Source organism: Tenacibaculum sp. TC6, from assembly GCF_050606265.1.
Lineage (GTDB): Bacteria > Bacteroidota > Bacteroidia > Flavobacteriales > Flavobacteriaceae > Polaribacter.
Window position 1 is genome coordinate 1 of the sequence record NZ_JBOCUK010000040.1, and the last position, 24898, is coordinate 24898.

Here is a 24898-nt window from a genome sequence, read left to right on the forward strand (position 1 = left end):
AAAAACCAGAGAAGCTAGCCTCTCTGGTTTAAATAATATTTTTTAAATCTGTCAACCTATTTTAGGACGACTCAAAGTTTTTAGAGTGTATAAAAGATACAAAAAAAGCCCAACCTAAGTTGAGCTTACCTTTAAGCAGCTAGCGTTGCTTTGTGAGCTTCAATGTCTGTAATGGCTTTGGCAAGAATGCCTATTTGTGCCTCAAACTGCTGATGATTAATCTGATCTTCCAGTACATTAACAGCACTGTAATTAGCATCACGATTTTCTAACGCTTTTAATTTGTATCGTTCTCTCTCTACTTTTAATTGTAAATCGCGTTTTTCTTTTTCATCAGTAATCACTTCTAAAGCAGATTGAAATCCGGAAATGATTGCCTGTGCACTAATAATTCCTTCTTTTACCAAACTAGTTCGTTGCGAACTGTCTTCTAAAGCCTCTCCAAGATTTCGAAGTCTTCTTTCCAAAAGCGTTTTTTCAGCTTGTGTAATCTCAATAGCCGTATCGCACTCTGCAATCGTAGCTAACAAATTTAAATTCAATTCCATATTAATAAATGTTTAAAGTGTTACAATTTTTTTAAGGAGAAATTTCTTTTCTATGTAAGCGCAGGTATTTTATAAATATTGCCGCGTTAACTTTTTATTGGCAGGCTTTTAACGCTTTTTAAGGGTGTTTAACAATTTTTAGGAGCCAGTAGATATATAGCAGAAGTATAAAGCTAAAAACTTTACAGTTATTCTATGTTTGTATAGAATATATAAGGCAAATTGTAGATAAAGTAAGCTGTACCTTGTAAACCATAATCATATTCAAGAGTTAACAAACAAAATTAAGTGTTGTAATTACACTCAAACGGGAGTATAGTATTTCTTCTTTTTTAGGTTTTGTTATTGGTTTGTGAGATTGCCACAAAAACTTCATTTCATTTCGTTTTTTCGCAATGACGGTTGTTTTGTTGGTGTTTGATTATTTATGCCATTGCGAAGGAATGATAATGACTGAAGCAATCTGTACTTCGTAAAGCGTAAATATACTTAAGAATTAAAATGAAAACAGAATTTGTTGTTTCTTCTTTTTTTATGATATCATTATAGCCTTATGAGATTGCCACAAAAACTTCATTTCATTTCGTTTTTTCGCAATGACGGTTGTTTTGTTGATGTTTGATTATCTACGCCATTGCGAAGGAATGATAATAACTGAAGCAATCTGTACTTCGTAAAATGTAAATATACTCAAGAACTAAAATGAAAACAGAATTTGTTGTTTCTTCTTTTTTATGCTTCGTTATTGGTTTGTGAGATTACCGCAAAAACTTCATTTCATTTCGTTTTTTCGCAATGACGGTTGTTTTGTTGGTGTTTGATTATCTACGCCATTGCGAAGGAATGATAATAACTGAAGCAATCTGTACTTCATAAAACGTAAATATACTCAAGAATTAAAATCAAAATAAAACTTTATTGTTTCTTCACTTTTTCAGTGCTGGTTTTATGTAAAAATAACTTATAGTTTTTTGTACACCTATTTTATTTTTGTGTTTCAACGGTGTACACATTTCATTTTAAAAAGTTGTACACGTTTTTTGTAAAGTAATTTTAATCGTGTACAAACTTTTGTGAAGCACCTCTGTACACGCTTTTATATTTTTTTTAAGAAAGGTGTACAAACACCAGATAAGTGTTTGAACCCGTACTTATTTATAACTATTAATGCAAGATGTTTTTGTTGTTAAAAATGTAACACTTTTGTTACTTTAACGACCAACAAATGAGCTACATTTTATAGCAAGTAAAAATAAGGTTGCTTAACCCTTTTTAATAGTTTTGGTTATAAATAATTGGCTAAATATACTAACATGTTATGTAGCCAGTTATATGTAATGTCTGCAGCATATTTAAGTTGAAAAATGGAGAATATTAACCAAAGCATAGTTTTTTTAATTGATTTTATAGGAATAATTCAAGGAATTGTTTTAGGTACTTTATTATTATTTATTAATAGAAAACAGCAGTCAACAATTTTTTTGGGTTGTTTTATTCTTGCTTACTCGTTAGAAATGATTCCGGGAGTTATTACCAATTTAGGACTTGAAAAAGAATATCCTATGCTGGCTTTTTTACCGGTTAATTTTTTCTTATTACAATTCCCGCTTTTTTATGTGTATATACAAAAGGTATCCATTTTTTCAAGAGCCAATAAAATAAACTATACAGTACTTTATCCGGGGCTTTTATATTTTGTGTTACAGCTTGTTGTTTTTCTATTGCCAAGCTCATTTCGTGAAGTCATAATAAATTCATTATGGTACGCATCAATTGATGTTTTAGGGCTTATTTTTTCTATTTGGGTTGGTATAAAAACAGTTAGGTGGATTAACCACCACATAAAAGAAGTTGGTAAACAGTATTCAAACATTGCATTTAAAGAGCTTAGATGGGCTAGAGTATTTGTTTTATTTGGAATAGCATATATTATTTTTTCATTCTTTTTATACGGTATTTGGAACACTCAAATTATTGACGTTGTTTTTTCTATTGTTAATGTAGGGCTCTTGTATTGGGTATCATTAAGAGGAATAATGCAGCTCAATATTAATTCAGTGCAAGTAGAAAGGGGAGCTGAAATTGAAAACGTTATTGATAATGAGGAAAAAGAGCACGTAAAAAATAACAACGCTAACGATGAAAATGAAGATTTACGAAAGGTAGCTGATAAAATAGGAAATTATATTAAAATGAAAAGTTTGTACACAAACCCGGAACTTTCAATAGGAGATCTTTCTAATGAGTTAAAACTTCATTCTAAATATATTTCAAAAGTAATTAATACGGTTCATCAGCAAAACTTTAATACTTACATTAATACTTTTCGAATTAATAAAGCTAAAGAATTATTGGCAGATGTAAATTATAGTAAATATAGTTTAGAAGGAATTGGAGAAGAGGTAGGGTATTTAAATAAAAGCACTTTTTATAGGGTTTTTAAAAAAATGACCGGATTAACTCCTAATGAATTTAAAAAAGAACAAGCTCAGTAATAAAGAATAATTTTTTATTGAATGCCTTATCTACTAGCTTTTAAATAGTAGACTATCTAATTATCTTTTCATTTTAGATCTCTTAAAAAACTACGATATACACAGCTTTGTACCTTTTAAGGTATTTATTTCTTGTAAAAGAATTTCTACAACCATAAGAAAGATATGAAAATCGGAAATTGAAACCTTTATACCTTGCAAAATAAGGTGATGGTATAAGTAAAACACGATTTTTGTAGAAGGCTATAATACCTCTTAAGATATGTTTTTTACAGGGACTTTAACTAAATGTGCATAAGTGTGCAATCTTAAGAGGTTATTTTTAAAGGTTGAGTTAATCAAGTAAAAAGTTACCAGCTTTACAAAGCTTAACACAAAAAGAAGAGGATGAAAGAAAATATATTTTATGTGTTGTTATTACTGCTTTTTTACGGATGTAGTACTGATAATAAAATTAAAGAAAGTAATAGTGTTGAAGATATCTCATCAGTACCTCAAGGGAGCGTTATATTTAATTTTAATACTCCCCAAGGGTACACCATAGGATATATTAAGGTAGTTCTTATAAAAGATGGGGTGAATTTTGCCGAGAAAAAGTTGAGTGGTGATATTAATGGAGATATAGATGTGGAGTTTTCCGGTTTACAAACAGGTGAATATAAATATACGTTTGAGTATTGGGGCTATAATAAAAAAGATAAGCAGTACGGTTTTGTAAATAATGTATTGGTTAATTTGAATTCCGGACGTTTGGTTGATTATAGAGACGTTTTTCATAGAGTTGTTGCCATGATTAAAAACGTTAAGGTAAATACAGATCAAACAACGCAGGTTGTGATACATCCTAATTAATAAAAACGGATAAAGATAAATTGAATGAATTTTGTTAAAACAAACATATTGTTATTAATGTTTATTACCACTGTTGCATTAAGTAGAGCGCAAGATTTAACAGCTATTAATGAAACAGTGAATGTTAATGAGCTTCCGAATTATATTATTATTAGTTCACAAAAGAGTGCTTTTTTTGGGGATATTGCTATAATTATTGATACTAAAAATTCTTTGTATAAGGATAAACTTGATGAGTTAGAGAGTTTGCTTCAAAATAGAAAAAAATTAAAAATACGAAATCAAGGAGATTTGTTAAATGCTATGGATGCGTTGGGGTTTGATTATGTTGATTCTTATAATGAAACAGAAACAGATAGCTATACTAATTTAGATAAAACAGCTAGAAAATTTAGGGTAAATATGATTTTTAGAAAAAAGGAACACTATAGAAAATAGAGGAGTTTACGGTTCTTTCTTTTTAACTTTTTTATAAGCCTACTACTATCTTACCCCCGTTTCCTTATTTATTAGCTAAGTAGTGTGTAAAATAACAGAGAGTTTTCTCTGTTATTTTTTTTACACCATATTTTTAGATAAAAAGAAGTGCTAATAACTATAAACAATTCTTTTTTAAATAGAATTTTGTTTGTTAGGTTTTACAAAAACAAACTACACGTCAACGTTAAATAGTCATAGAAAACAACTTGGTTTCCGGTTGTTTTTCATGTAGTTTTTTATCAAAAGCCATACAAATATTACGTACAAACGGACGTGCTTTTTCCGGAACAGTTAATCCGTTAGCATGAATGCTTAGCAAATCATCAGCTACCATTTCCTGTAATTTTTCTAAATGAGTTTCTAAATGACTGATATGTAAATTTGGCGCTTGCCATGAGGTTTCAAAATGGCACATAATGTTTAAAATGTGCTGACGTATGATTAAATCTTCTTCAGATAAAATATGGCCTCTAAATACCGGAATTTGACCATCGTTTACTAATTGTTCGTATTCTTTTACGGTTTTTACATTTTGTGCAAAACCATACCATGAATCTGAAATAGCAGACATTCCTAAGCCAATCATAAGTTGGGTTTTGTTGGCTGTATATCCCATAAAATTTCTATGTAAGGTTTTTGCTTCAGTAGCTTGGTATAAACTATCTGTAGGTAGCGCAAAATGATCCATTCCAATTTCAATATAGCCCATAGCTGCAAACAATTGCTTGCCTATTTCATACAGCTCTCTTTTTTCTTCGTTTTTAGGTAAATCATCTTCATTAAAACCACGTTGCCCAACACCTTTTACCCAAGGCACATGAGCGTAGCTATAAAACGAAATTCTATCCGGTTGTAACTCTTTGGTTTTGTTAATGGTGTACATTACATTTTCTTTGGTTTGAAACGGAAGACCAAAAACCAAATCATGACTAATAGAAGTATATCCGATATCACGAGCCCAACGGGTTACCTGCTCAACGTGCTCAAAAGGTTGTATGCGGTGTATGGCTTCTTGAACTTTAGGGTTGTAATCTTGCACACCAAAACTAACGCGGGTAAAACCTAAGTCATACAACGTTTGTAGCTGCTCATAAGTAGTATTGTTAGGATGCCCCTCAAAACTAAATTCATGCTCAGGGTGTTTTTTAGCCTGTGCAAACAATCCGTCAATTAAACGTTGTAATTCTTCTTTAGAAAAAAAAGTAGGGGTACCGCCTCCTAAATGAATTTCTTTAATTACCGGAATCTCATCTACCAAATCCACATACAATTTCCATTCTTTTAAAACGGTATCTATATAAGGCTGTTCTACCTCATGACGTTTGGTAATGTGTTTATGACACGCGCAAAATGTACATAAGCTTTCACAATACGGTAAATGTATATATAAGCTAATACCTTCTGTTTGATTACTTTCTTTAAACGATTGTTTAAAAGTGGCTAACCACTTTTCTTTAGAAAAAGTAGTATCGTCCCAATACGGTACGGTAGGGTAACTGGTGTATCGAGGCCCGGGAATATTATATTTTTGAATTAAAGAGGTCATGTGTTTTGTAACGTTTTTGAAAAATTAAGCAAGGTTTAAAGCAATTTCTATCATTTCTTTAAACGTTTGTTCACGCTCATCAGCTGAGGTTCTTTCATGAGTAACCAAGCTATCTGAAATGGTTAAAATAGAAAGGGCATTTACTTTATGTTTGGCTGCTACGGTGTATAAACCTGCGGTTTCCATTTCTACACAAAGCACTCCGTAATCGGCCCATTTTTGAAAGCTATCAAACTCATCTGCATAAAATTCATCTGAGCTTAATACATTACCGGCTTTCAAAGCAATATTTTTGTGTTGAGCTGCCAGAATAGCTTTTTGAAATAACTCAAAACTGGCAGTAGGAGCAAAATCTGCCCCGTTAAATCGAATTTTGTTTAATCCTGAATTAGTAGAAGCAGCCATAGCAATTACAATATCACGGATTCTCACTTCTTTTTGATAAGAACCTGCTGAGCCTACTCGTATTAAATTTTTAACTCCATACTCTGTTATTAACTCAGTGGTGTAAATTAAACAAGAAGGAATTCCCATTCCTGTTCCTTGTACAGATATTCTTTTGCCATGGTAAGTTCCTGTAAACCCTAACATACCACGAACGTCATTATAGCATATAGGGTTTTCTAAAAAAGTTTCTGCAATCCATTTAGCCCTCATAGGGTCACCCGGAAGTAAAACAGTTTCAGCAATATCTCCTTTTTTAGCTTCTATATGTATACTCATAACGATGTTTTTAATTGTATAATTTTCTAAATTTAATGTTGTATCTAGTGTTTCGTAATACGTTAAATAAGAATTTTAAACTCCTAACTCCTAACTCCTAACTCCTAACTCCTAACACTATTAATATTGATGCTTATCAGCAATTCCGGTAGTTACTAACGTTACTCCGGAAGAAGTTCCTAGGCGGGTAACCCCCATACTAATATATTTTAAAGCCGTTTCTAAATCACGAATGCCTCCTGCGGCCTTGATGGCTATTTGATCTTTAGCTATTTCTTTCATAAGTGCTACATCTTCAAAAGTAGCTCCTCCGGTACCAAACCCTGTTGAGGTTTTAATAAAATCGGCTCCGGCATTAATAGCTAGCTGACTTACGTGTTGAATTTGTTGTTTACTTAAGTAACAGTTTTCAAAAATTACTTTTAATACGTGTGTGCCTATGGCTTGTTTAATAGCCCTAATTTCATGTTCAACCTTTTCATAAGCGCCATCTAACAAGTTACCAATATGAATTACCATGTCAATTTCCGTAGCACCATTTGCAATAGCTTGTTGTGCTTCAAAAACTTTAGCTTCTGTACTCATAGCCCCTAAAGGAAAACCTACTACAGCAGCTATTTGAACAGGACTGTTTTGTAACTCTTTTTTAGCTAATGATACATAAGAACTGTTAACACATACGGCATAAAAATGATGCTCTTTTGCTTCGTTACACAGTTGAATAATATCACTTTGTGTAGCGGTAGCTTTTAGTAAGGTATGATCTATATATTGATTAATCTTCATAATTTTTTAATTAACTTTTCTACCTAGTATATTGGTAGCTATGGTGGTAAAAACAACAATGCTAATAGAGCTTAAAGGCATTAAAATAGCAGCAACTACCGGTGTTAATTGTCCGGTTACGGCAAAGTATAAACCTACAACATTATAGCACAAAGATAGTATAAAGCAATATTTAATAATTTTTATAGCGGTTTTAGAAACAGCAATATATTTTGCTAACTGATTAAATTTAGAGGCATCTAAAATAGCATCACAAGCAGGTGAAAATACATTAATGTTTTCTGAAATGGCTATTCCTACATTACTTTGAGCTAAGGCTCCGGCATCATTTAATCCGTCACCTACCATCATTACTTTTTTATCTTGTTGTTGTAACTGTTCAACATAACGTAGTTTATCTTCCGGTCTTTGATTAAATAATAATGTGGTTGCCTGAGGTAAATGTTTTTGTAAAAAACTTTTTTCTCCCTGATTATCACCGGAAACAACAGCCAATTCATAATTTTTTTCTAAGGAAGAAAATACCTTGTTAACTTCTTTACGATAAGCATTTTTAAAAATGAATTTACCGGCATAAACATCGTTAAAACTGATATGTACAGAGGTATCTAAATTGGTTACTTCTGATTGATTTTTAACAAATGAAGAAGAACCTATTTTAACACGAGTTTGTTGGTAGCTGGCTTCAATTCCTTTCCCAACATGCTCTTCATAAGCATCAACCGTAAGGTTATGTTCACTTTTTAAAGAGGTATACAGCATTCTGCTTAACGGGTGATTAGACGAACGTAAAGAGCCTTTAAGCATGATTGTTTGTTCTGTGTTTAAAGGAGTACCCTCATACGTAATGGTATTTTCTTTATTGGTAGTAAGAGTCCCAGTTTTATCAAAAATAATACTGTTAATAGTTGCCAATTGCTCTATTACTGTAGCATTTTTTAAATAAAATTTACGTTTGCCAAAAATTCGCAACATATTACCCAGAGTAAACGGAGCAGCCAAAGCAATAGCACAAGGGCAAGCAATAATTAATACGGCTGTAAATACATTTAAAGCCTTATCAGGACTGTAAACCACCCAAAAAAAAGTTGATACAAAAGCAATAGTGAGTACAGCAATGGTAAAGTTTTTACCAATTTGATCATTTAAAGTTTTAAAAGTTGAGGTTTTGTCTTTTTGAAAAACATCATTACTCCAAAGCTGCGTTAAATAACTTTGAGATACAGAGTTTAGCACTTCCATTTCTATACTGCCTGAAAGTTGTTTTCCTCCGGCAAATATTTTATCTCCTGATTTTTTTTCTACCGGATTGGCTTCACCGGTAACAAAACTATAATCTATTTGCGCATTCCCTTTGATTAAAATACCATCTACCGGAATAAGTTCTTGGTTTCTGATGAGAAGTCGGTCACCTTTTTCAACATCATAAATTTGAACACTTTCTTCTGAGCCCTCCTTTGCCAAGCGGGTAACTGCTATAGGAAAATATGATTTGTAATCGCGTTCAAACGATAAAAAGTTATAGGTTTTTTGCTGAAAGAACTTACCCAGTAATAAAAAGAACACCAATCCGGTTAAACTGTCAAAAAAACCGGTGCCTAAATCAAACATAATTTCGGCGGTACTTCTTACAAACAATACTAAAATACCTAAAGCAATAGGCACATCAATATTTAGCATTTTAGAGGTAAGTCCTTTATAGGCTGATACAAAATAATCTGCTCCGGCATAAAAAACGACAGGTAATGAAAATAAAAACATTAACCATCGAAATACAAATTTGTATTGTTCTAACCAGAATTCTGAAACCTCAAAATACTCAGGAAAAGAAAGAAACATTACATTACCATAAGCAAAACCCGCAACTCCTAATTTGTATATCAAACTGCGGTTTACCTGTTTTTTTCCTATTTCATAATCTTCTAAACTAATATAAGGTTCATACCCAATAGAGCTTAAAAGAAGAACAATGTTTTTTAAGCCGGTAAGAGCCGAATTGTAGGTGACTCTTACCGTTTTTTTAGGGAAATTAACCTGCGAAGAGGTGATATGTTGATCTAGCTTGTGCAGATTTTCTAAAATCCAAATACAAGAGCTACAATGTATATGAGGAATGTACAGATTTACTACTTGTATAGAACCGTCATTAAACTCCAAAAGCTTTTCAACAATTTGTGCATTGTCTAAAAAATCATACTTTCCCTGAATCTCTTCAGGAATTGCTCCCGGACTATTTTGAAAGTCATAATAACAGGTTAAATCGTTTTCTGAGAAAATCTCATACACGGTTTTACAACCGTTACAACAAAACAATTTATCTTCAATAGTAATGGTATCTGTTTCACATTCATTGCCACAGTGAAAACAATTTTTACTTTCCATATTTACTCGTTTGCCTAGTGCAAAGTTCTGTGAATATATGATTTTAAAATATGATATTTGTCAGCTTTTTTAGTATCTTTGGGTAATCTCAAAAAGGCACATTATGAGCGGAAAATGTGAACAATGTATTGTTCGGCAGTTCAATTCTTTAAAAGCATTAACCAAGGAAGAATTAATACGAATTTCTGATTGTAAAACTTCACGTATGGTAAAAAAAGGTGAGGTACTATTTGACGAAGGTGAACATATAAATGGTGTTTATTGTATTCGTAGCGGTGTGTGCAAAGTTTCTAAAATGAGTGATAATGGCCGTGATCAAATTGTTCATTTAATTAAAAAAGGAGATTTAATTGGAGAGCGTAGTTTGATTAACAACGAAGCTTCAAACTTAAAAGCAATTGCTGTAAATGACATGGAGGTATGTTTTATTCCAAAAGAAGAAATACTTAAAGATTTGGAAAGTAATACCAGTTTTACCATGGAAGTGCTTAAAAATATGGCCATGTCTTTAAAAAATGCAGATAATGTTATTGTAGATATGGCGCAAAAAACAGTAAAACAGCGTTTGGCCTTAACGTTATTGTATTTAGAAGAGCGTTTTATTAACCTTGAAGAAGGTAATATAGACATTCACTTATCAAGAGAAGATATAGCAAATATAATTGGTACAGCAACAGAATCTGCCATTCGTTTACTATCTGAATTTAAAAAGAAAAAATTAATAGAGCTTAAAGGAAAGCAAATTGCAGTTGTAGATAAAAAAGGTTTACGAGAAATAGCAGAGGGCTTTTAGCCCTTTTTTTTGTGCCGTTTTTTTAATGGTTATTAGTAGCATTGTGTAGGCACTCTTCAAAAAAAATAGATTATTATTTATATAAATGGCCTATACCTGTTAATCAAGGCTTAATTAAAAAAGGGGCAACTATGAAAAAGTTACCCCTCTGTAAAATAAGTTTACTCACCTAACATAACAGTGCCTGTTTTTATGGGGTTAATTCTTTATTTGTTTTTTTAAATTGACTTTATTATCAAATTTAGGAAGTCTTTTTTTCAAAAATAAAATTTGACCTAAATGACTTGATTGATGTTCCATTACGTGAAACCAAGCATAATGATTTGATATCGAGTTGCCAGCATTGGTTGAGTTTAACCATTGATCATCACGGTTACGGAGTTCTTCAATAGTTTTCTTTCTAACCTTGTCATAAATATCTAAATAATAATCTATAGGCTTTCCTTTCAGTAAATTTCTTCCTTCGTCATCTAAATCCATTCCTGCTCCTAACAATTTTTCATTTTCCTTATCTACATAAGATGTACCAAAGGTAAATTTTTGATAGTATATCTCCGCTGCAGCTAAATGCATAACTAAGGCACCAATACGGTTGGCTTTTTCATCATGTAAATAATCTGTTTGTTGTTGATTTAAAACTTTAACAGAGCGTTCAACTCTCGTTTTTAAGTCTTCTAGCATCGAAATCATATTTTCAATTTGCGGAATTTCTGTTTTTTCTTTTCCTATTTTTCCGGGCTCATAATTAGGGAGTTCAATTCCTGTTCCTTCAATTAACAAGGATTTTTTTCCGTTGAAAGCATCAGTACTGGAAGTGATTTTGTATTCTTTTACTCTAACAACTCGATTAGCATAAATAGATTCACTCCAACTTTTAATTACATTGTTTTCAACTTCTTTTTCAAAACTGGCATTAAGTATTGGAAAGTTTTGGAATTTGCCATTATCGTCTTCTATAGATAAACGAAAATTGTCAAATAAAAATTTACCATTGTATAAACACAGCCCTCCGAAGTTAAGTGTTTTAGAGTTTTCGTTAATAGTTCCTTCAATAACATATTCTCCCCATTTGTTTGTCTTAATAGGACGATCACTCATATTGTCGAAGAAGCCGCTTTCTGCATTTTTTGTATCAACTCTTACCCATAACCCGGCCCAAGCTTTTTCATCGGCAGGTTCTACTTTTACATTTGCAATTAATTTGAATTTCTTTTTAGATGTTACGCTTATGTCTACAGACTGTACAAAAGAGGTCCAGTCGCGTGATACTTCCGTTGTTTGCCCAAAGGAACTTTTGAAAAAAAGTACGGTCAAAACGAATAAGATGTTTTTCATGTGTAATTTTTAATTATTTAGTTTTTTATAAATATAGATGAATGGGATATTAAATAACTATTTAAGAGGTAAAAAATTATGAAAACAAATTACAAAAAAAATAACCCGTAGGTTATTTTAATATTGTTTGAAAAATTGAGTATGAATTGTATAAAAATAGGGGTATCCTAATTTTCTTTCTTTTTAATATCATCAACAAATTTCTGTAATCTTTTTCCGTAATCAGAAGCTTTAACTTTATCAGATAAACTATTGTTTATGGTGTCTAATAATTTAATATTAGCATCGTATAATTGAGTTAAAGCAATATAAGGAGCCGCTTCACTATCTGCATTTGCAATGGCAAAATTGGTAGTAAATAAGAATTTACGACGAACCATTTTTTTGAAATCTTCTTCCACTTGTTTTATAAGCTCTTCATTATTTGCTTGTTTTGCCTCAAATTCTTTTTTAATTAAATCTAAACGTTGGTTCGTAAATTTAGTATCCACTTCTTGAAACTTATCCATTACCTCTTGATTTTTAGATCCTTTAATTTCAGGTTTAAAACCAAACTCTTCAATTTTATCATTAATGGTAATCTCGCCTTTTTCACCAAAAAATAATAAGCGTTTATCATTCGTATTTCCGTTAAATGTTAAGTAATACATTTCAGGAGATTCAATATTATCTGATAAAACAAAGGTATCATTACCTAATAAAGCAATAGAGTCAACCGTAACTAAAGCTGTATCTTTCATTTTCTGAAGGTATAAAGTTCCTTTTTTAAGCCCTTTAATTTGACCTTTTACAATCATGTTACCTTCTTTTTTAGAAGAACAAGCCACTACTAGTGAAGCTAAAATAAATGTGAATACTGCTTTTTTCATGTGTTATATCTAATTTATGCTTTTGTTAAAGCAAGTGTTTGTTAATTTAAGGAATGCAAATATGCAGAATTTTTATGTATTACGGGTAAAGATTTTAGCTTACCCATTTCATTAGTAAAGCACAGGCAAAAGCACCGTAAGTTCCTAACGCATATCCTAAAACGGCCAGTAAAACTCCTACCGGAGCTAAAGACGGATGAAAGGCGCCTGCTACCACAGGGGCAGAAGCTGCACCGCCAATATTAGCTTTAGAGCCAACGGCTAAAAAGAAATAAGGCGCTTTAATAAGTTTAGCTACAAAAAATAATAAGGCTACATGAATAATCATCCAAACAAAACCAATAGCAAATAAACTAATGTTTTCTACAATAGCATTCAGGTTCATTTTCATACCAATAGAAGCTACAAGAATGTAAATAAATACTGATCCTATTTTGCTGGCGCCGGCCCCTTCAAAGTTTCTTACTTTGGTAAACGATAAAACAACTCCAATAGTTGTGGCTACAATGATTAACCAGAAAAAAGAACTTCCCAATCCGAAATCAACTAAAGCAGGAAGGTTTTTGGAAATCCAACTTCCTAAATTATCACCAACTAAATGTCCTATTGAGGTAACTCCGAAAGCAATGCCTAATAAAATCATTAAATCATTGAATGTTGGAATTCGGGCTGTTTCAAGGGTAAACTTTTCCATTTTGTTTTTTAGGTTGGTAATAGAAGAGTTATCAGCTTTTAACCAATTATCAACGGCATCAGAATTTGCTACCCCTAATAATAAAAAAGCCATCCATACTTCAGCAACCAATACATCAACTACAGCCATGATACTAAATAAACTATCGCTTACTTCCCATTGCTCTTTCATGGCTAATTGATTGGCACCTCCACCAATCCAACTACCGGCAACTGTTGATAAACCTTTCCATAGTTCTGTTCCTTCTACGTTTGTTAAAATATCAGGAGCTACGAAGTTAAAGAAAAGAATAGCTAATGGCCCTCCAATAATAACCCCGAAGGTAGCTGTTAAAAACATAATTAAGGCTTTAGGACCTAATTTAAAAACTCCTTTTAAATCAATACTTAGGGTTAATAAAACCAAAGAGGCCGGTAATAAAAATCGAGAAGCGATGTAATATATTTTACTACCGCCTATAAATTTTGAATATTCACTATAGGCAATATGGTTTGTAGCTACGTATGCTTTTAAGGTTTTAAGATTGGTAACTCCCTCTAAATTACCATAGGTTGTTTTTAAATGGGCTATGGTAGCATGCACATCAATCCATTTGTCTGCAATTAAACCTAACGAACTAAATATAGACGGAATAAAGTAGCACAGTAATAAGGCGGGTATAACTCTGTAAAATTTAGTAAAGCTATCTAGTTTTGAGGTATAAAAAATAGCTGCCAGTATTACACAAAGTATTCCAAAAATAATAGTGTCATTTGCAAATACAGGAATGTCGTTGTTAATTTCAGATAAGTTCATAGAAAAAAATTTGGGCTAAGTTATATAAAATTTATGGTTACAGTTGGGTGTTAAAAATGATTCCTGCTAAAAACCTGTTGAAATGAGCTTGATTCATTATGATATTCATATAACCTGTTTTACTTTTTCGTTGGAAGTAAAAATAACATTTTAAAGAGGAGGATAAAAGAAACGAAGAAAATTATAGATAGGCTTTAAAAAGAAAAAGTTGTCTGAAAAGACAACTTTTTTTATATAATTATGAAGAGACTATAAAATATGGCTAAGACATCTATAACATTCCGGTTTGGTTAAATCAGTTGCTCCGTTTTCATCCCAGCAATTAGCTCTACAAAAAGCATTACCACCATTAATCATTTGTTGTGTTGTTTTGTTTAAAACTGTACCTAAGTTTTTAATAGAATTTTTCATTATAAATAATTTTAAATTTAATATGCTCCCTGAACATTTAAAGACACTCAGAGTATGTGTCTATTTTTCGCGAAAAAATATTGTGATCTTTACTTTATAATTAAAGTAAAGAAGCTTGTTTAACACTTTTACCTGCTAAGGTTTTAAGGAGAAAAATTATATAGAGTAGGTAGTCAGTTGCTTTTCACAGCGCTCTTACTTTTAATAACATGATAAAAGTAAGAAGAGTCTGAAAACAAAAAATCACCCGTTTAGGGTGATTTTTTTATTTTTTTAGGAGATGCTTTATTTAGTTAAGTTTAAATGAATCTACTTTTTTAAAGGGTGAAAATGTAATTTTTTCAACCTTGCCCTTATAAGTATTCCAATCGTTTGTAAAAAAACTATTGGTTTGTTCTAAAGCTTTTTCTAATGATTCTTTAAATTGAGCTATTAAGCGAGCTTCAGTGGCTGTTTGCTCTCCAAAACGACTATTTACATACCAACGAGCACTGTTTAAGCGTTGGTTAACAGATTGCTCAGGGGTTCTGGTAATTCCTTGTCTTTTATCAACTTTTCCTAAATACATGTCAATAAGAGCATCTATTTTTTTAATGATTTCTTTTGAATCTTCATTAGCCTCTTTGTATAATTTTTTATCTTTTTTAGTTAGGTTATTTTTGTACTCATTAGCTATGTTTTTACTTTCAGTTAATTGTTTTACCGCATCAGCCATTGTTTGTTGGTGTTTTTCTAAGGCTTTAGAAGTATTGTATTTTTGATTGATAGCATTTTCTGAAATAGTAAGCCTAGGGTCAAATTCAATGGTAATATCTTGTTCAGAACTTTGATCGCCAAATGTAGCTTTTACATGGTATGTTCCTGGTTTAACTCGAACCCCTGAAGGTTCTCTTTTTGAGTTTGAAATTCTTCTTGAAGGTCTGTTAACACCTTTTTCATCCATATACCATGTAATTTTATGAATGCCGTTTTCTTCAGGAGCTTTATTTTTTAAGGTTCTTATTAAATCGGCTCCTTTATAAAATTCAAAAGTTATTGAATCGTATTTTACTGTAGGGGTTTCTGTAGTCTCTTTTACTTTTGCTTCTTTGGGTTTGTTGCTTTTTTCCGGTTTGTGTAAGTAGTAAGCTAGAGTAGCTCCGCCCGGGCGATTTTCTCCGTTAAACAAAGCATCTCCGCCAAAACGACTTCCGGTTGGCTGCTGGTATGCTGCCTGATAAGCGGTTGGAGGAGTAAAGAGAGTTATTTTTTCATGTAAAACTTCGGTATTCTGAGCTATTTTTCTAAGTGGACGAATGTCGTCTAGTATCCATGCAGCTCTACCAAAAGTACCAATAACTAAATCGTGTTCTCTTGGGTGAATTACTAAATCTTTAACCGGAACCGTTGGGAAATTATTAGTCCATTTCATCCATTTTTTACCGGCATTAATTGAAATGTATAGCCCGTCATCAGTTCCTAAGAAAAGTAGGTTAGGGGTTACTAAATCTTCAATAATACAAAGTGTAAAACCTTCAACATCGCCTTCTTTTACAATACGTTCCCACGTTTTTCCATAATCTTTGGTACGGTATGCATAAGGTGTGTAGTTAAACCTTCTGTAATCATTAGCAACTAATAAAGCTTCACCTTTGTTTTTATTAGATGCTTTAATTTGTGTAATCCAACTATTAGCAGGTAGCTCTTTTATATTTTTAGAAACATTCGTCCAACTTTCACCTCCGTTAAGTGTAACTTGAACTTGTCCGTCATCTGTACCTGCCCAAAGCATGTTTTTTTCTATAGGTGAAGGTTCTATTACTAAAACAGTACAGTGGTTTTCTGCTCCGGTTGCATCCATTGTTAAACCACCGCTTTCAGATTGCTTTAGTTTGCTTTTATCATTGGTTGTTAAATCCGGAGAAATAATTTCCCAAGTTAATCCTTTGTCTGTTGATTTGTGTACAAATTGACTTCCGAAATAGATCGTAGAATTGTTAAACGGATCAATATTAATGGCGGAGTTCCAATTAAAGCGTAGCTCAACATTGGGGTCCGGATGTGTAGGTTTTACAGTATAGTTATTTCCTGTTACATAATCGTATCGAGATACCGCTCCTTGTTGGCTCATGGACCACCCATAACGAGAATCATCACGATCCGGAACTACGTCAAAACCATCACCAAAACTAATTTCCTGCCAGTATGAGTTTCTAATGCCTTGCGCTTTCCATACATATGCCGGACCTCTCCATGAACCGTTATCTTGCATACCTCCATACACATTATACGGAAATTCATTGTCAACATTAATATGGTAAAATTGAGCAACGGGCAGGTTACCTATAAAACGCCAAGATTTACCACGATCATGAGTAATGTTTAAACCTCCGTCATTACCGTCAATCATAAATGAACCATCACTTGGATGAATCCACCAGGCATGATGGTCTGGGTGAACACCGTTTGATACCCCGTAAGCAGGCATTAACTGTTTAAAACTTTTACCTCCGTCTTCAGAAATATTAATATAGGTAAAAACGGTGTAAAGTCTGTTTTCATTTTGAGGGTCAACATAGATTTCGGAGTAATAAAACGGGCGGTTTCCGATTTCATCTTTATCATTTATTTTTTTCCATGTAAAGCCGCCGTCTTCACTTTTGTACAAGGCATTTTTTTTGGCTTCTACCAAAGCGTATATAACATCAGGATTTGATTTGGAAATAGCCACACCAATACGTCCTAATTCTCCTTTTGGAAAACCTTCTTTTTCCGTAATTTTTTTCCAATTTTCACCACCGTCATAGGTAATATAAAGTCCGCTACCTTCTCCTCCTGATTTAAAAAACCAAGGGTCGCGTTTGTGTTCCCACATGGCTGCAATTAATTTGTTAGGATTAGAAGGATCCATTACCAAATCAGCGGCACCGGTTTTTATGTTATTGAATAATATTTGTTTCCATGTTTTTCCTCCGTCAGTGGTTTTATACACACCACGTTCTTTATGTTCACCCCAAGGTGAACCAATAGCAGCGACGTATACTGTGTTAGGATTTGTAGGATCAACAATAATACGATGAATATGGCGGGTTTTTTCCAATCCCATTGACTTCCATGTTTTTCCGGCATCTAATGATTTATAGATGCCATATCCGCCATTTAAACTGTTTCTTGGGTTACCTTCTCCGGTACCTACCCATATAACACTAGGGTTTGATTGCTGAATAGCAATAGCTCCTATAGAAGCGGTTACTTCTTTTTCAAAAATAGGTTCCCATTTTATTCCTCCGGAAGTTGATTTCCATACACCACCTGAAGCAGATCCTACATACATAATATCAGGATTACTTTGTACAACATCAATAGCGGTAACTCTACCACTCATACCTCCGGGACCAATACTTCTGGGTTTCATGTTTTTAACTAAATCCATAGAAAACTCTTGTCCAAGTATATAAGAGCTTAAGAGTAGGAATAGTATTGAAAGAAATTTTTTCATCAGAAAAGTTTAATTAGTATGATTAGAGAGTAAAAATAGTAAGTAAACTTCTTAAAAAAATGTTAACGAGTAGTAAGTTAGGGTGTTAAAATGTAATTGTTAGCTGATAAAAAAGGCTTATTCTTCTTTCTTTTTAGGTTCTCTTTTGGCTTCTTTTAACGCTTGCATAAGCATCCACTCGATTTGTCCGTTGGTTGAACGGAATTCGTCAGCGGCCCATTTTTCAATTGCGTTGAGCATATCTTCATTAATTCGGAGTGCAAATGCCTTTTTTTTAGCCATGATTATTTATTGTTTTATAAATGAAACAATAGTTGTTATCAGTTGGTTAGGAATAGAAAAATCCGGTGTATAATACGATGTTAAATTATCACCATCTTTCTCTATTAGTTTTATTACATGATTCATATTTTTTATAATAACAAGCTTCGCATTGGGTTGTGCTTTATATAATGCTTCTGCATTGTTACTACTTACTTGTATGTCTTTATCTCCGTTAACAATTAAAATAGGTAACGAGAGTTTTTGTATTTCTTTTGATGGATTGTATTGCATCCAAGAAACTAAGAAGGGTTGATTTTGACTGGCAAAAATACTTACTAACATTGGATTTACCTCTTTTATTTTTCCGGTTTCTTTCAGTTCTTTAATATGACTTTGAGCAAAAGTTACCAAAAAAGGATTGTTGGTTTTTAGTTGAGAAATTAATGTTTCGTCAAAAGAAGTTGAGGGGCCGGCTAATGATATTAGTTTATCTGCTTTTTCAGAAGCCAACATGGAAACTAATGAACCTTGACTGTGTCCTAATAGCGTAATGCTTGAAAAATTGTAGTTATTTTTAAAATAATTTACAACGGTTTTTACATCGTTAGCAAAATCATCAAAAACAGTACTTTTTAGAAAATCAACATTTTTTGGGTTTGCGGTTCTTTTATCGTAACTAAAAAAAGCAATGTTGTGTTTGTTAATTTCATGTCTGAATTGCTCTATATAATTAGCTTTTATAATTGACCCTTGGTTTCCGTTTCTGTCAACATTTCCAGAACCATGCACCCATATGATAAGTGGAGCTTTTTTTGAGGTATAACTTAAAGTTCCCGGTAATTCTATGGAATCGTTTTTTAGAATGATGTTTTCCTGTTTGACTTGTGCAAAAGAAAATAGTAAACTAATTAAGTAGCATAGTATGAGTAAAATAAAACGAATCATAATTGTGTAATTTTATGTTGATAGGTATCTAAAACAAGTTTTGCGTTGGATTCCTGACGCGTGCCAATTAACAGTTTTTTACCATTTTTTAATTCTAGTTGAATACCTATATCTCCGGATACATTAATAGCTTTTCCTTGTTGCTTACTCCATAAAGTTTTACTTTTTAATCCCCAACCACCATATTCAGAAAGAGCATCATATTTTCTTATGTAAGCTTTACTAATTTCAGACCATTTAATAGTCTTTAATCGTAAATGAAAGGGAATAAATTGATAGTGAATTCCTATTTCATCTATTCGAGTGATTAGTTTAAAGAAGAAGATAAAACCCGAAGCAAACACTAGTAAGCAAATAATACCTATAAATTGAGGTATTTGAATTTTTCCGGTTGCAAATTCTTTACCAATAAGTATCAAAGGAACTATCAAGCTAATAGCCATAAGGGTAATTAGCCAAGTTTGTGTAAACCGTTGTTCTTCTTTAAAAACTTTCATGATTACCTGTTTTTATCTCTTTCAAAAACTATTCTTGTTGTTTGTTCACCAATACTGATAACTCTCCACCCTTGTTTAGCATAAGAGTTTAATGTTTCCTCCAGTCGTTGGTTGTTTCCGCTTAATCCCATTTTCCAACTAATTACTTTGTATTCTTTCATGCTACTTACTTTTATTATTTACTTGTAGTTAATCCAATAGCTGCTCCAATTGCTATTCCTGTAGAAATACCAATAACAATATTATTTAAAGTAATTCCTAACGCTGTGCCTATGGCTAAACCTATAGTGCTTCCTAAAACAACTTTATTTTCTTTGTTCTTTTTTTTCATGTTTAGTGACTTAAAGTTCCTGTGTTTACTACGGGTGATGCTTCTTTATCACCACATAAAATAACTAATAAATTACTAACCATAGCAGCTTTGCGTTCCTCATCCAACTCAACTATTTCTTTTTTACTTAATTCATCTAATGCCATTTCAACCATTTCTACAGCTCCTTGAACAATTTTGTGTCTGGCAGCTACGATGGCTGTTGCTTGTTGGCGTTTTAACATGGCACTGGCAATTTCTTGCGCATAAGCTAAATAGCCTATTCTGGCTTCTAAAACTTCAATTCCGGCAATAGATAAACGTTCTTCTAATTCTTTTTCAAGTGCATCGCTAACTTCATTAACACTTGAACGAAGTGTAATTTCTTCTTCATGTCCTTCATCGGCAAAATTATCGTACGGGTACATGCTGGCTAATTTTCTAACTGCAGCATCTGTTTGTACGCGAACAAAATTCTCATAGTTGTCTACATCAAAAGCTGCTTTGTATGTTTCTGTTACTCGCCAAACTAAAATGGTACTGATCATAACAGGATTTCCTAGCTTGTCGTTTACTTTTAAACGCTCACTATCAAAATTACTGGCTCTTAAAGAAATGGTTTTTTTCTTATACAAAGGGTTAGCCCAAAACAACCCATTTTGTTTAACCGTACCTACATATTTACCAAATAATAAGATGACTTTTGAAGAGTTTGGGTTTACTAAAATAAAACCAAAAGAAAGAATAAAACCCATAAGAGTAGCTAATAAGTACACAGGGTTTTCTTTGTTGATAGCCATAAAAACACCTCCTAAAAAGAGTGTTAAAGCAATAAAGAATAATAAATAGCCATTGGCTGGTTTGATGATTTTTTCTGTTTTCATGATGTTTAAAGTTATATTGATATCATTTTGATATTATAAAGATATAAAATAATTTTTCATATTACAAAATTTTTATGCGTACTATTTTTTTAACTTAGCCAAAAAAGAATTTAAAATGATGAAACGTTTTTTACTAGTTATATTCAGTATTTTACTATCGAGTACTACAGTTTTTTCCTCTGATGATATTTGGGGGCCAACCGGTCATAGAACTACAGGAAAAATTGCAGAAAAGCATTTAACCAACAGAGCTAAAAGAAAAATAGCGAAGTTATTGCAAGGAGAAAGTTTAGCTTTTGTGTCAACCTACGCAGATGAAATTAAATCTGACAGAAAGTATAATGAGTTTTATTCTTGGCATTATGTGAATATGCCATTAGATGGTAAATATGAAACTTCTGAGAAAAATCCTGAGGGAGATTTAATTACAGGAATTAATAAATGTGTTACGGTTTTAAAAGATAAAAACAGTACAGTTGAAGATCAACGTTTTTATTTAAAAATGTTAGTGCATTTGATTGGTGATTTACATCAGCCTATGCATATAGGACAAAAAGAAGATAAAGGAGGAAATACCATTCAGGTTCAATGGCACGGAAAAGGGTCAAACTTACATAGAGTTTGGGATGAAGATATAATTGATAAATGGGATATGAGTTATATTGAATTAGCAGATAATGCTAAGCATTTATCAAAAGAACAAGTTAAAGCAATTCAAAAAGGAAGTGTGATTGACTGGATGTATGATACCCATGGCTTAACTAAAGAAGTGTATGCTTCTGTTGAAGTAGGTGAAAATTTACGTTACAGGTATTCGTATTTATATTTTCCTGTGGTAAGACAACAGTTACAAAAAGGAGGTTTACGTTTGGCAAAATTATTAAACGAAATTTTTAGCTAGTACAGCACATATAACATAATAGAGATAAAAATAAGAGCTCGGAAAATCTATTTCCGAGCTTTTTTTGTTAATATTTAGCTAATTCTATTTTTAAACTTTTAAAAACGCTCTGTTTATGAGGTTATTAGTAATGAAAAGTGATAAAATTTAGATGAAATCATCAGTCTAAAAAGTAACAGTTTTTTTAATGTTATTTATAAAGGAACAGCAGGTCCTGCATATAACTGAAAATTAGATTTTTTAAGATAATTTATTCCACCTGAACTATTATTTGTTCCTAAATATTTTTCAAGAAGACTTGCCGGGAAAATGTTTCTTGTTTTATCTCCATCTGGCGTTGTTCTTCCTCCAAAATATTCTAATGTGTAGTAATAGTAAGCTTCAAAATTTCCTTCAAGAGTATAAGGAATATTATATCTTGCAGATAAATCAACTACATCTACTACAATTCTAACTGTCCTTTTAGTTCTTGGAGGCATGGTGGCATTATATGTTGCAGAAATAGTTTTTATGGAATTTATTGAATGCGTGTATCCTGAGCTTAATTCAACACCTACACTAAATTTAGATTCTGCGAACATAGGTACTCCTATTTGTGCTTCAAAACCTAATGACACTCCTGTACTAACAGTAACTTCTTCTTGTACTCCTTGTTCATAAGTATATGAATGAGAAGAGTTATCTATTTCATCACTATTATTCACTATAGTAAATTCATAAACTTCTTTTCCATCTGTAATTGATTTATCATAATTAATTGATGGTTCTCCTAATTTAATGGAAAAAGGAACTAACCCGTATGTAGGAAAATTATTTTCACCTACATATTTAGGTGTATATCCGTAAGTATTATTTAAAGCATCTTCATCGTTAAAAAAAATAGCATATGGTTCAAATGTAGATATACTGGCTAACCATTTGTCATTTGTTCTTGTTTCAGCTAACAATTCATCGTTTGTAACTCCGAGTTTTCTCAACCCTTGAATTCCCATAGGAGATGTTGCTGGAAGATTTATTAAATCTGTTCTATTTAATAATTTTTGAACTTTATTTCCTTTTTCTGTAATAAGGGTCCAATCGTTTGGATTAGAAATAATTTCCTTAAAAGTTTCTTGAGCTTTATTTCCTGTTAATTTTAAATTTTGGTTAGATAGATTTACTAGGTCATTAGTCTCAAATACATTTGTTGATTTAAGATTTTTTTCCATAGTTACCAATTCATCACTATTAGAACAAGAATATCCTAAAAATGTAATTAGCGTTAGGGGGACAATAATTTTTTTCATTTTTTATAAAATATTAATTTGTATGTCTAAAATACTAATCAGTAACCCTTTAATTTTATGGGGACCCGTAAAACACATGTTTTAAAATTTTAAAAAATCATAAAATACAGTAAGTGAGTGTTTTATTTCTTGTTTTTTAATACGAAAGATGTAATTATATCCTTTTTATAGAGTTGTTTTAATACATATAATGTGGTTTTGTGTATTAATACTATTTGCTCAATTCTTTTTTGAAAAGCTATATAGTTTATTTTAAGGTATATTGTTAGATTAATGGTGAAGTGTATTTTTTTTCTGTTTTTAAATAGCTAGTTTTTTATTGTTAATGTTTAGTTAATTACACTAATTACAAGAGGATAAATAATTATTTTAGAAAAGTTTAAAGTATAGATATGTATAAAATACAATTTTTGGTAGTAATTGCCTTACTGATGTTTTCATGTAAAATAAAGAAAGAAAAGGAAACGGAAGAAAAAACTCCACAAGAAAACATAAAAATTACAACGCTAAACTATGAACAATTAAAGCCAATCTTACATAAGAATGATAATAAAACGTACGTGATTAACTTTTGGGCAACTTGGTGTGTACCATGTGTTAAAGAACTTCCTGCATTTGAAAAATTACATAAAGAATATAAAGATAAACAGGTTGAGGTAATTTTAGTTAGTCTTGATTTTTCAAGGCAAATAGAAAGTAACTTACTTCCTTTTATCAAAGAAAAACAATTACAATCTACCGTACTGCATTTTGATGATCCTAACGAGCAGTTTTGGATAAAAGATATTGCTGAAAATTGGACAGGTTCTATTCCGGCGACCTTAATTTATAATGCTGAAAAAAGAAAATTTTATGAACAAACATTTCATTACAATGATTTGGAAAATGAATTACAAACTTTTTTAAACTAATACCATTATGAAACTATTAAAAACCGTATTTGTACTAACCGTAATTGCTGCCATATCAGCATTTACCATTATAAAACCATCAGGTTATAAAGTTGGAGATATAGCCTCAGATTTTTCATTAAAAAATATTGATGGAAACATGGTGTCACTTTCAGATTTTAAAAAAGCTAAAGGATTTATTGTTGTGTTTACTTGTAATATGTGTCCTTACTCAGTAGCCAATGAAGATAGAATTATAGCTTTAGATAAAAAGTATAAAGATAAAGGCTATCCTGTGATTGCTATAAATCCGAATGATCCGGAAGTGGTTCAAGGAGATAGCTTTGAAGCTATGAAAGTAAGAGCTAAAGAAAAAGGATTTACATTTCCGTATTTATTTGATGAAGGGCAAAAAGTATATCCGATGTATGGAGCCACTAAAACTCCACATGTATATGTTTTAAATAAAAAAGACAATCAATTAATAGTAGAATATATTGGTGCTATTGATGATAGTTCACGAAATGAAAGTAATGTTAAAGAGCGTTTTGTTGAAAATGCAGTAGAAGCCTTATTAAAAGGAGAAAAACCTACAGAAACTTACACCAGAGCTATAGGTTGTAGTATAAAAGATAAGAGAAACGGATAATTTTCATATTGTGTCGTCCTAAAAAACCATTACAGTTTTTTAGTATGATTAAAGATATAAAATCTCTCAACAAACATGTGTTTGT

24 protein-coding genes are annotated in these 24898 nt (G+C 31.8%); 7 read left to right on the top strand and 17 right to left on the bottom strand.

Annotated features, from left to right (window positions below):
- Positions 1–131: 131 nt before the first annotated feature.
- Positions 132–548 (bottom strand): hypothetical protein, encoded by a 417-nt coding sequence (locus tag ACQY1Q_RS15475; RefSeq protein ID WP_431006236.1) that lies wholly within the window; start codon positions 546–548, stop codon positions 132–134.
- Between the two features lie 1364 nt (positions 549–1912).
- On the opposite strand from ACQY1Q_RS15475, the gene ACQY1Q_RS15480 reads away from it, so the two are divergent.
- From ACQY1Q_RS15480 to ACQY1Q_RS15490, 3 genes are all read left to right on the top strand, one after another.
- Entirely contained in the window at positions 1913–3043 is a 1131-nt protein-coding gene (locus ACQY1Q_RS15480) for a helix-turn-helix domain-containing protein (protein WP_431006237.1), read from the top strand.
- Between the two features lie 387 nt (positions 3044–3430).
- Positions 3431–3895, top strand: a complete 465-nt coding sequence (locus ACQY1Q_RS15485; protein ID WP_431006238.1) for a hypothetical protein — start codon at positions 3431–3433, stop codon at positions 3893–3895.
- Positions 3896–3919: 24 nt separating this feature from the next.
- Positions 3920–4333: a hypothetical protein gene (locus ACQY1Q_RS15490; protein ID WP_431006239.1), complete on the top strand. Its 414-nt coding sequence runs from the start codon at positions 3920–3922 to the stop codon at positions 4331–4333.
- Between the two features lie 226 nt (positions 4334–4559).
- Here ACQY1Q_RS15490 and hemN read toward each other — a convergent pair whose 3' ends face one another.
- From hemN to ACQY1Q_RS15510, 4 genes are all read right to left on the bottom strand, one after another.
- A complete protein-coding gene (hemN, locus tag ACQY1Q_RS15495; RefSeq protein ID WP_431006240.1) occupies positions 4560–5921 on the bottom strand; it encodes an oxygen-independent coproporphyrinogen III oxidase in 1362 nt (453 codons plus the stop codon).
- A 24-nt stretch (positions 5922–5945) separates the two neighbouring features.
- Positions 5946–6644, bottom strand: a complete 699-nt coding sequence (gene deoD / locus ACQY1Q_RS15500; RefSeq protein ID WP_431006241.1) for a purine-nucleoside phosphorylase — start codon at positions 6642–6644, stop codon at positions 5946–5948.
- A 120-nt stretch (positions 6645–6764) separates the two neighbouring features.
- Entirely contained in the window at positions 6765–7430 is a 666-nt protein-coding gene (gene deoC / locus ACQY1Q_RS15505) for a deoxyribose-phosphate aldolase (protein ID WP_431006242.1), read from the bottom strand.
- 6 nt (positions 7431–7436) lie between these two features.
- Positions 7437–9812: a heavy metal translocating P-type ATPase gene (locus tag ACQY1Q_RS15510; protein WP_431006243.1), complete on the bottom strand. Its 2376-nt coding sequence runs from the start codon at positions 9810–9812 to the stop codon at positions 7437–7439.
- A gap of 103 nt (positions 9813–9915) precedes the next feature.
- Between ACQY1Q_RS15510 and ACQY1Q_RS15515 the strand changes: the two genes are divergently transcribed.
- Positions 9916–10605: a Crp/Fnr family transcriptional regulator gene (locus ACQY1Q_RS15515; protein ID WP_431006244.1), complete on the top strand. Its 690-nt coding sequence runs from the start codon at positions 9916–9918 to the stop codon at positions 10603–10605.
- Between the two features lie 198 nt (positions 10606–10803).
- Here ACQY1Q_RS15515 and ACQY1Q_RS15520 read toward each other — a convergent pair whose 3' ends face one another.
- The 11 genes from ACQY1Q_RS15520 to ACQY1Q_RS15570 all read right to left on the bottom strand — a co-directional run bounded on the left by ACQY1Q_RS15520 (position 10804) and on the right by ACQY1Q_RS15570 (position 21087).
- Positions 10804–11940 (bottom strand): DUF664 domain-containing protein, encoded by a 1137-nt coding sequence (locus tag ACQY1Q_RS15520; RefSeq protein WP_431006245.1) that lies wholly within the window; start codon positions 11938–11940, stop codon positions 10804–10806.
- A 167-nt stretch (positions 11941–12107) separates the two neighbouring features.
- Entirely contained in the window at positions 12108–12809 is a 702-nt protein-coding gene (locus tag ACQY1Q_RS15525) for a DUF4369 domain-containing protein (protein WP_431006246.1), read from the bottom strand.
- A gap of 94 nt (positions 12810–12903) precedes the next feature.
- Positions 12904–14298, bottom strand: a complete 1395-nt coding sequence (locus tag ACQY1Q_RS15530) for a DUF819 domain-containing protein (protein ID WP_431006247.1) — start codon at positions 14296–14298, stop codon at positions 12904–12906.
- 249 nt (positions 14299–14547) lie between these two features.
- The gene (locus ACQY1Q_RS15535; protein WP_431006248.1) at positions 14548–14709 is read right to left on the bottom strand and encodes a hypothetical protein; all 162 of its coding nucleotides are present in this window, start codon (positions 14707–14709) and stop codon (positions 14548–14550) included.
- Positions 14710–14998: 289 nt separating this feature from the next.
- Positions 14999–18187 (bottom strand): WD40/YVTN/BNR-like repeat-containing protein, encoded by a 3189-nt coding sequence (locus ACQY1Q_RS15540; protein WP_431006249.1) that lies wholly within the window; start codon positions 18185–18187, stop codon positions 14999–15001.
- A gap of 117 nt (positions 18188–18304) precedes the next feature.
- A complete protein-coding gene (locus ACQY1Q_RS15545; RefSeq protein WP_431006250.1) occupies positions 18305–18469 on the bottom strand; it encodes an Arc family DNA-binding protein in 165 nt (54 codons plus the stop codon).
- Positions 18470–18475: 6 nt separating this feature from the next.
- Positions 18476–19396: an alpha/beta hydrolase gene (locus ACQY1Q_RS15550; protein WP_431006251.1), complete on the bottom strand. Its 921-nt coding sequence runs from the start codon at positions 19394–19396 to the stop codon at positions 18476–18478.
- Positions 19393–19893 carry a hypothetical protein gene (locus tag ACQY1Q_RS15555; RefSeq protein ID WP_431006252.1) on the bottom strand — a complete coding sequence of 167 codons (501 nt, stop codon included), beginning with the start codon at positions 19891–19893 and terminating at the stop codon, positions 19393–19395. Before ACQY1Q_RS15555 ends, ACQY1Q_RS15550 begins: the two co-directional genes overlap by 4 nt.
- A 2-nt stretch (positions 19894–19895) precedes the next feature.
- The gene (locus ACQY1Q_RS15560) at positions 19896–20054 is read right to left on the bottom strand and encodes a DUF4177 domain-containing protein (RefSeq protein ID WP_431006253.1); all 159 of its coding nucleotides are present in this window, start codon (positions 20052–20054) and stop codon (positions 19896–19898) included.
- A 14-nt stretch (positions 20055–20068) separates the two neighbouring features.
- Positions 20069–20224 (bottom strand): hypothetical protein, encoded by a 156-nt coding sequence (locus tag ACQY1Q_RS15565; protein ID WP_431006254.1) that lies wholly within the window; start codon positions 20222–20224, stop codon positions 20069–20071.
- 2 nt (positions 20225–20226) lie between these two features.
- Positions 20227–21087: an SPFH domain-containing protein gene (locus ACQY1Q_RS15570; RefSeq protein WP_431006255.1), complete on the bottom strand. Its 861-nt coding sequence runs from the start codon at positions 21085–21087 to the stop codon at positions 20227–20229.
- 118 nt (positions 21088–21205) lie between these two features.
- On the opposite strand from ACQY1Q_RS15570, the gene ACQY1Q_RS15575 reads away from it, so the two are divergent.
- A complete protein-coding gene (locus tag ACQY1Q_RS15575; RefSeq protein WP_431006259.1) occupies positions 21206–21988 on the top strand; it encodes a S1/P1 nuclease in 783 nt (260 codons plus the stop codon).
- Positions 21989–22182: 194 nt separating this feature from the next.
- Here the strand turns inward: ACQY1Q_RS15575 and ACQY1Q_RS15580 are convergent, their stop codons facing one another.
- Complete coding sequence (locus tag ACQY1Q_RS15580) at positions 22183–23274, bottom strand: ETX/MTX2 family pore-forming toxin (RefSeq protein WP_431006256.1); 1092 nt, start codon at positions 23272–23274, stop codon at positions 22183–22185.
- A gap of 392 nt (positions 23275–23666) precedes the next feature.
- On the opposite strand from ACQY1Q_RS15580, the gene ACQY1Q_RS15585 reads away from it, so the two are divergent.
- Together ACQY1Q_RS15585 and ACQY1Q_RS15590 are read left to right on the top strand one after the other, a co-directional pair.
- The gene (locus ACQY1Q_RS15585) at positions 23667–24185 is read left to right on the top strand and encodes a TlpA disulfide reductase family protein (RefSeq protein ID WP_431006257.1); all 519 of its coding nucleotides are present in this window, start codon (positions 23667–23669) and stop codon (positions 24183–24185) included.
- 7 nt (positions 24186–24192) lie between these two features.
- Positions 24193–24813, top strand: a complete 621-nt coding sequence (locus ACQY1Q_RS15590; protein ID WP_431006258.1) for a thioredoxin family protein — start codon at positions 24193–24195, stop codon at positions 24811–24813.
- Positions 24814–24898: the final 85 nt, after the last annotated feature.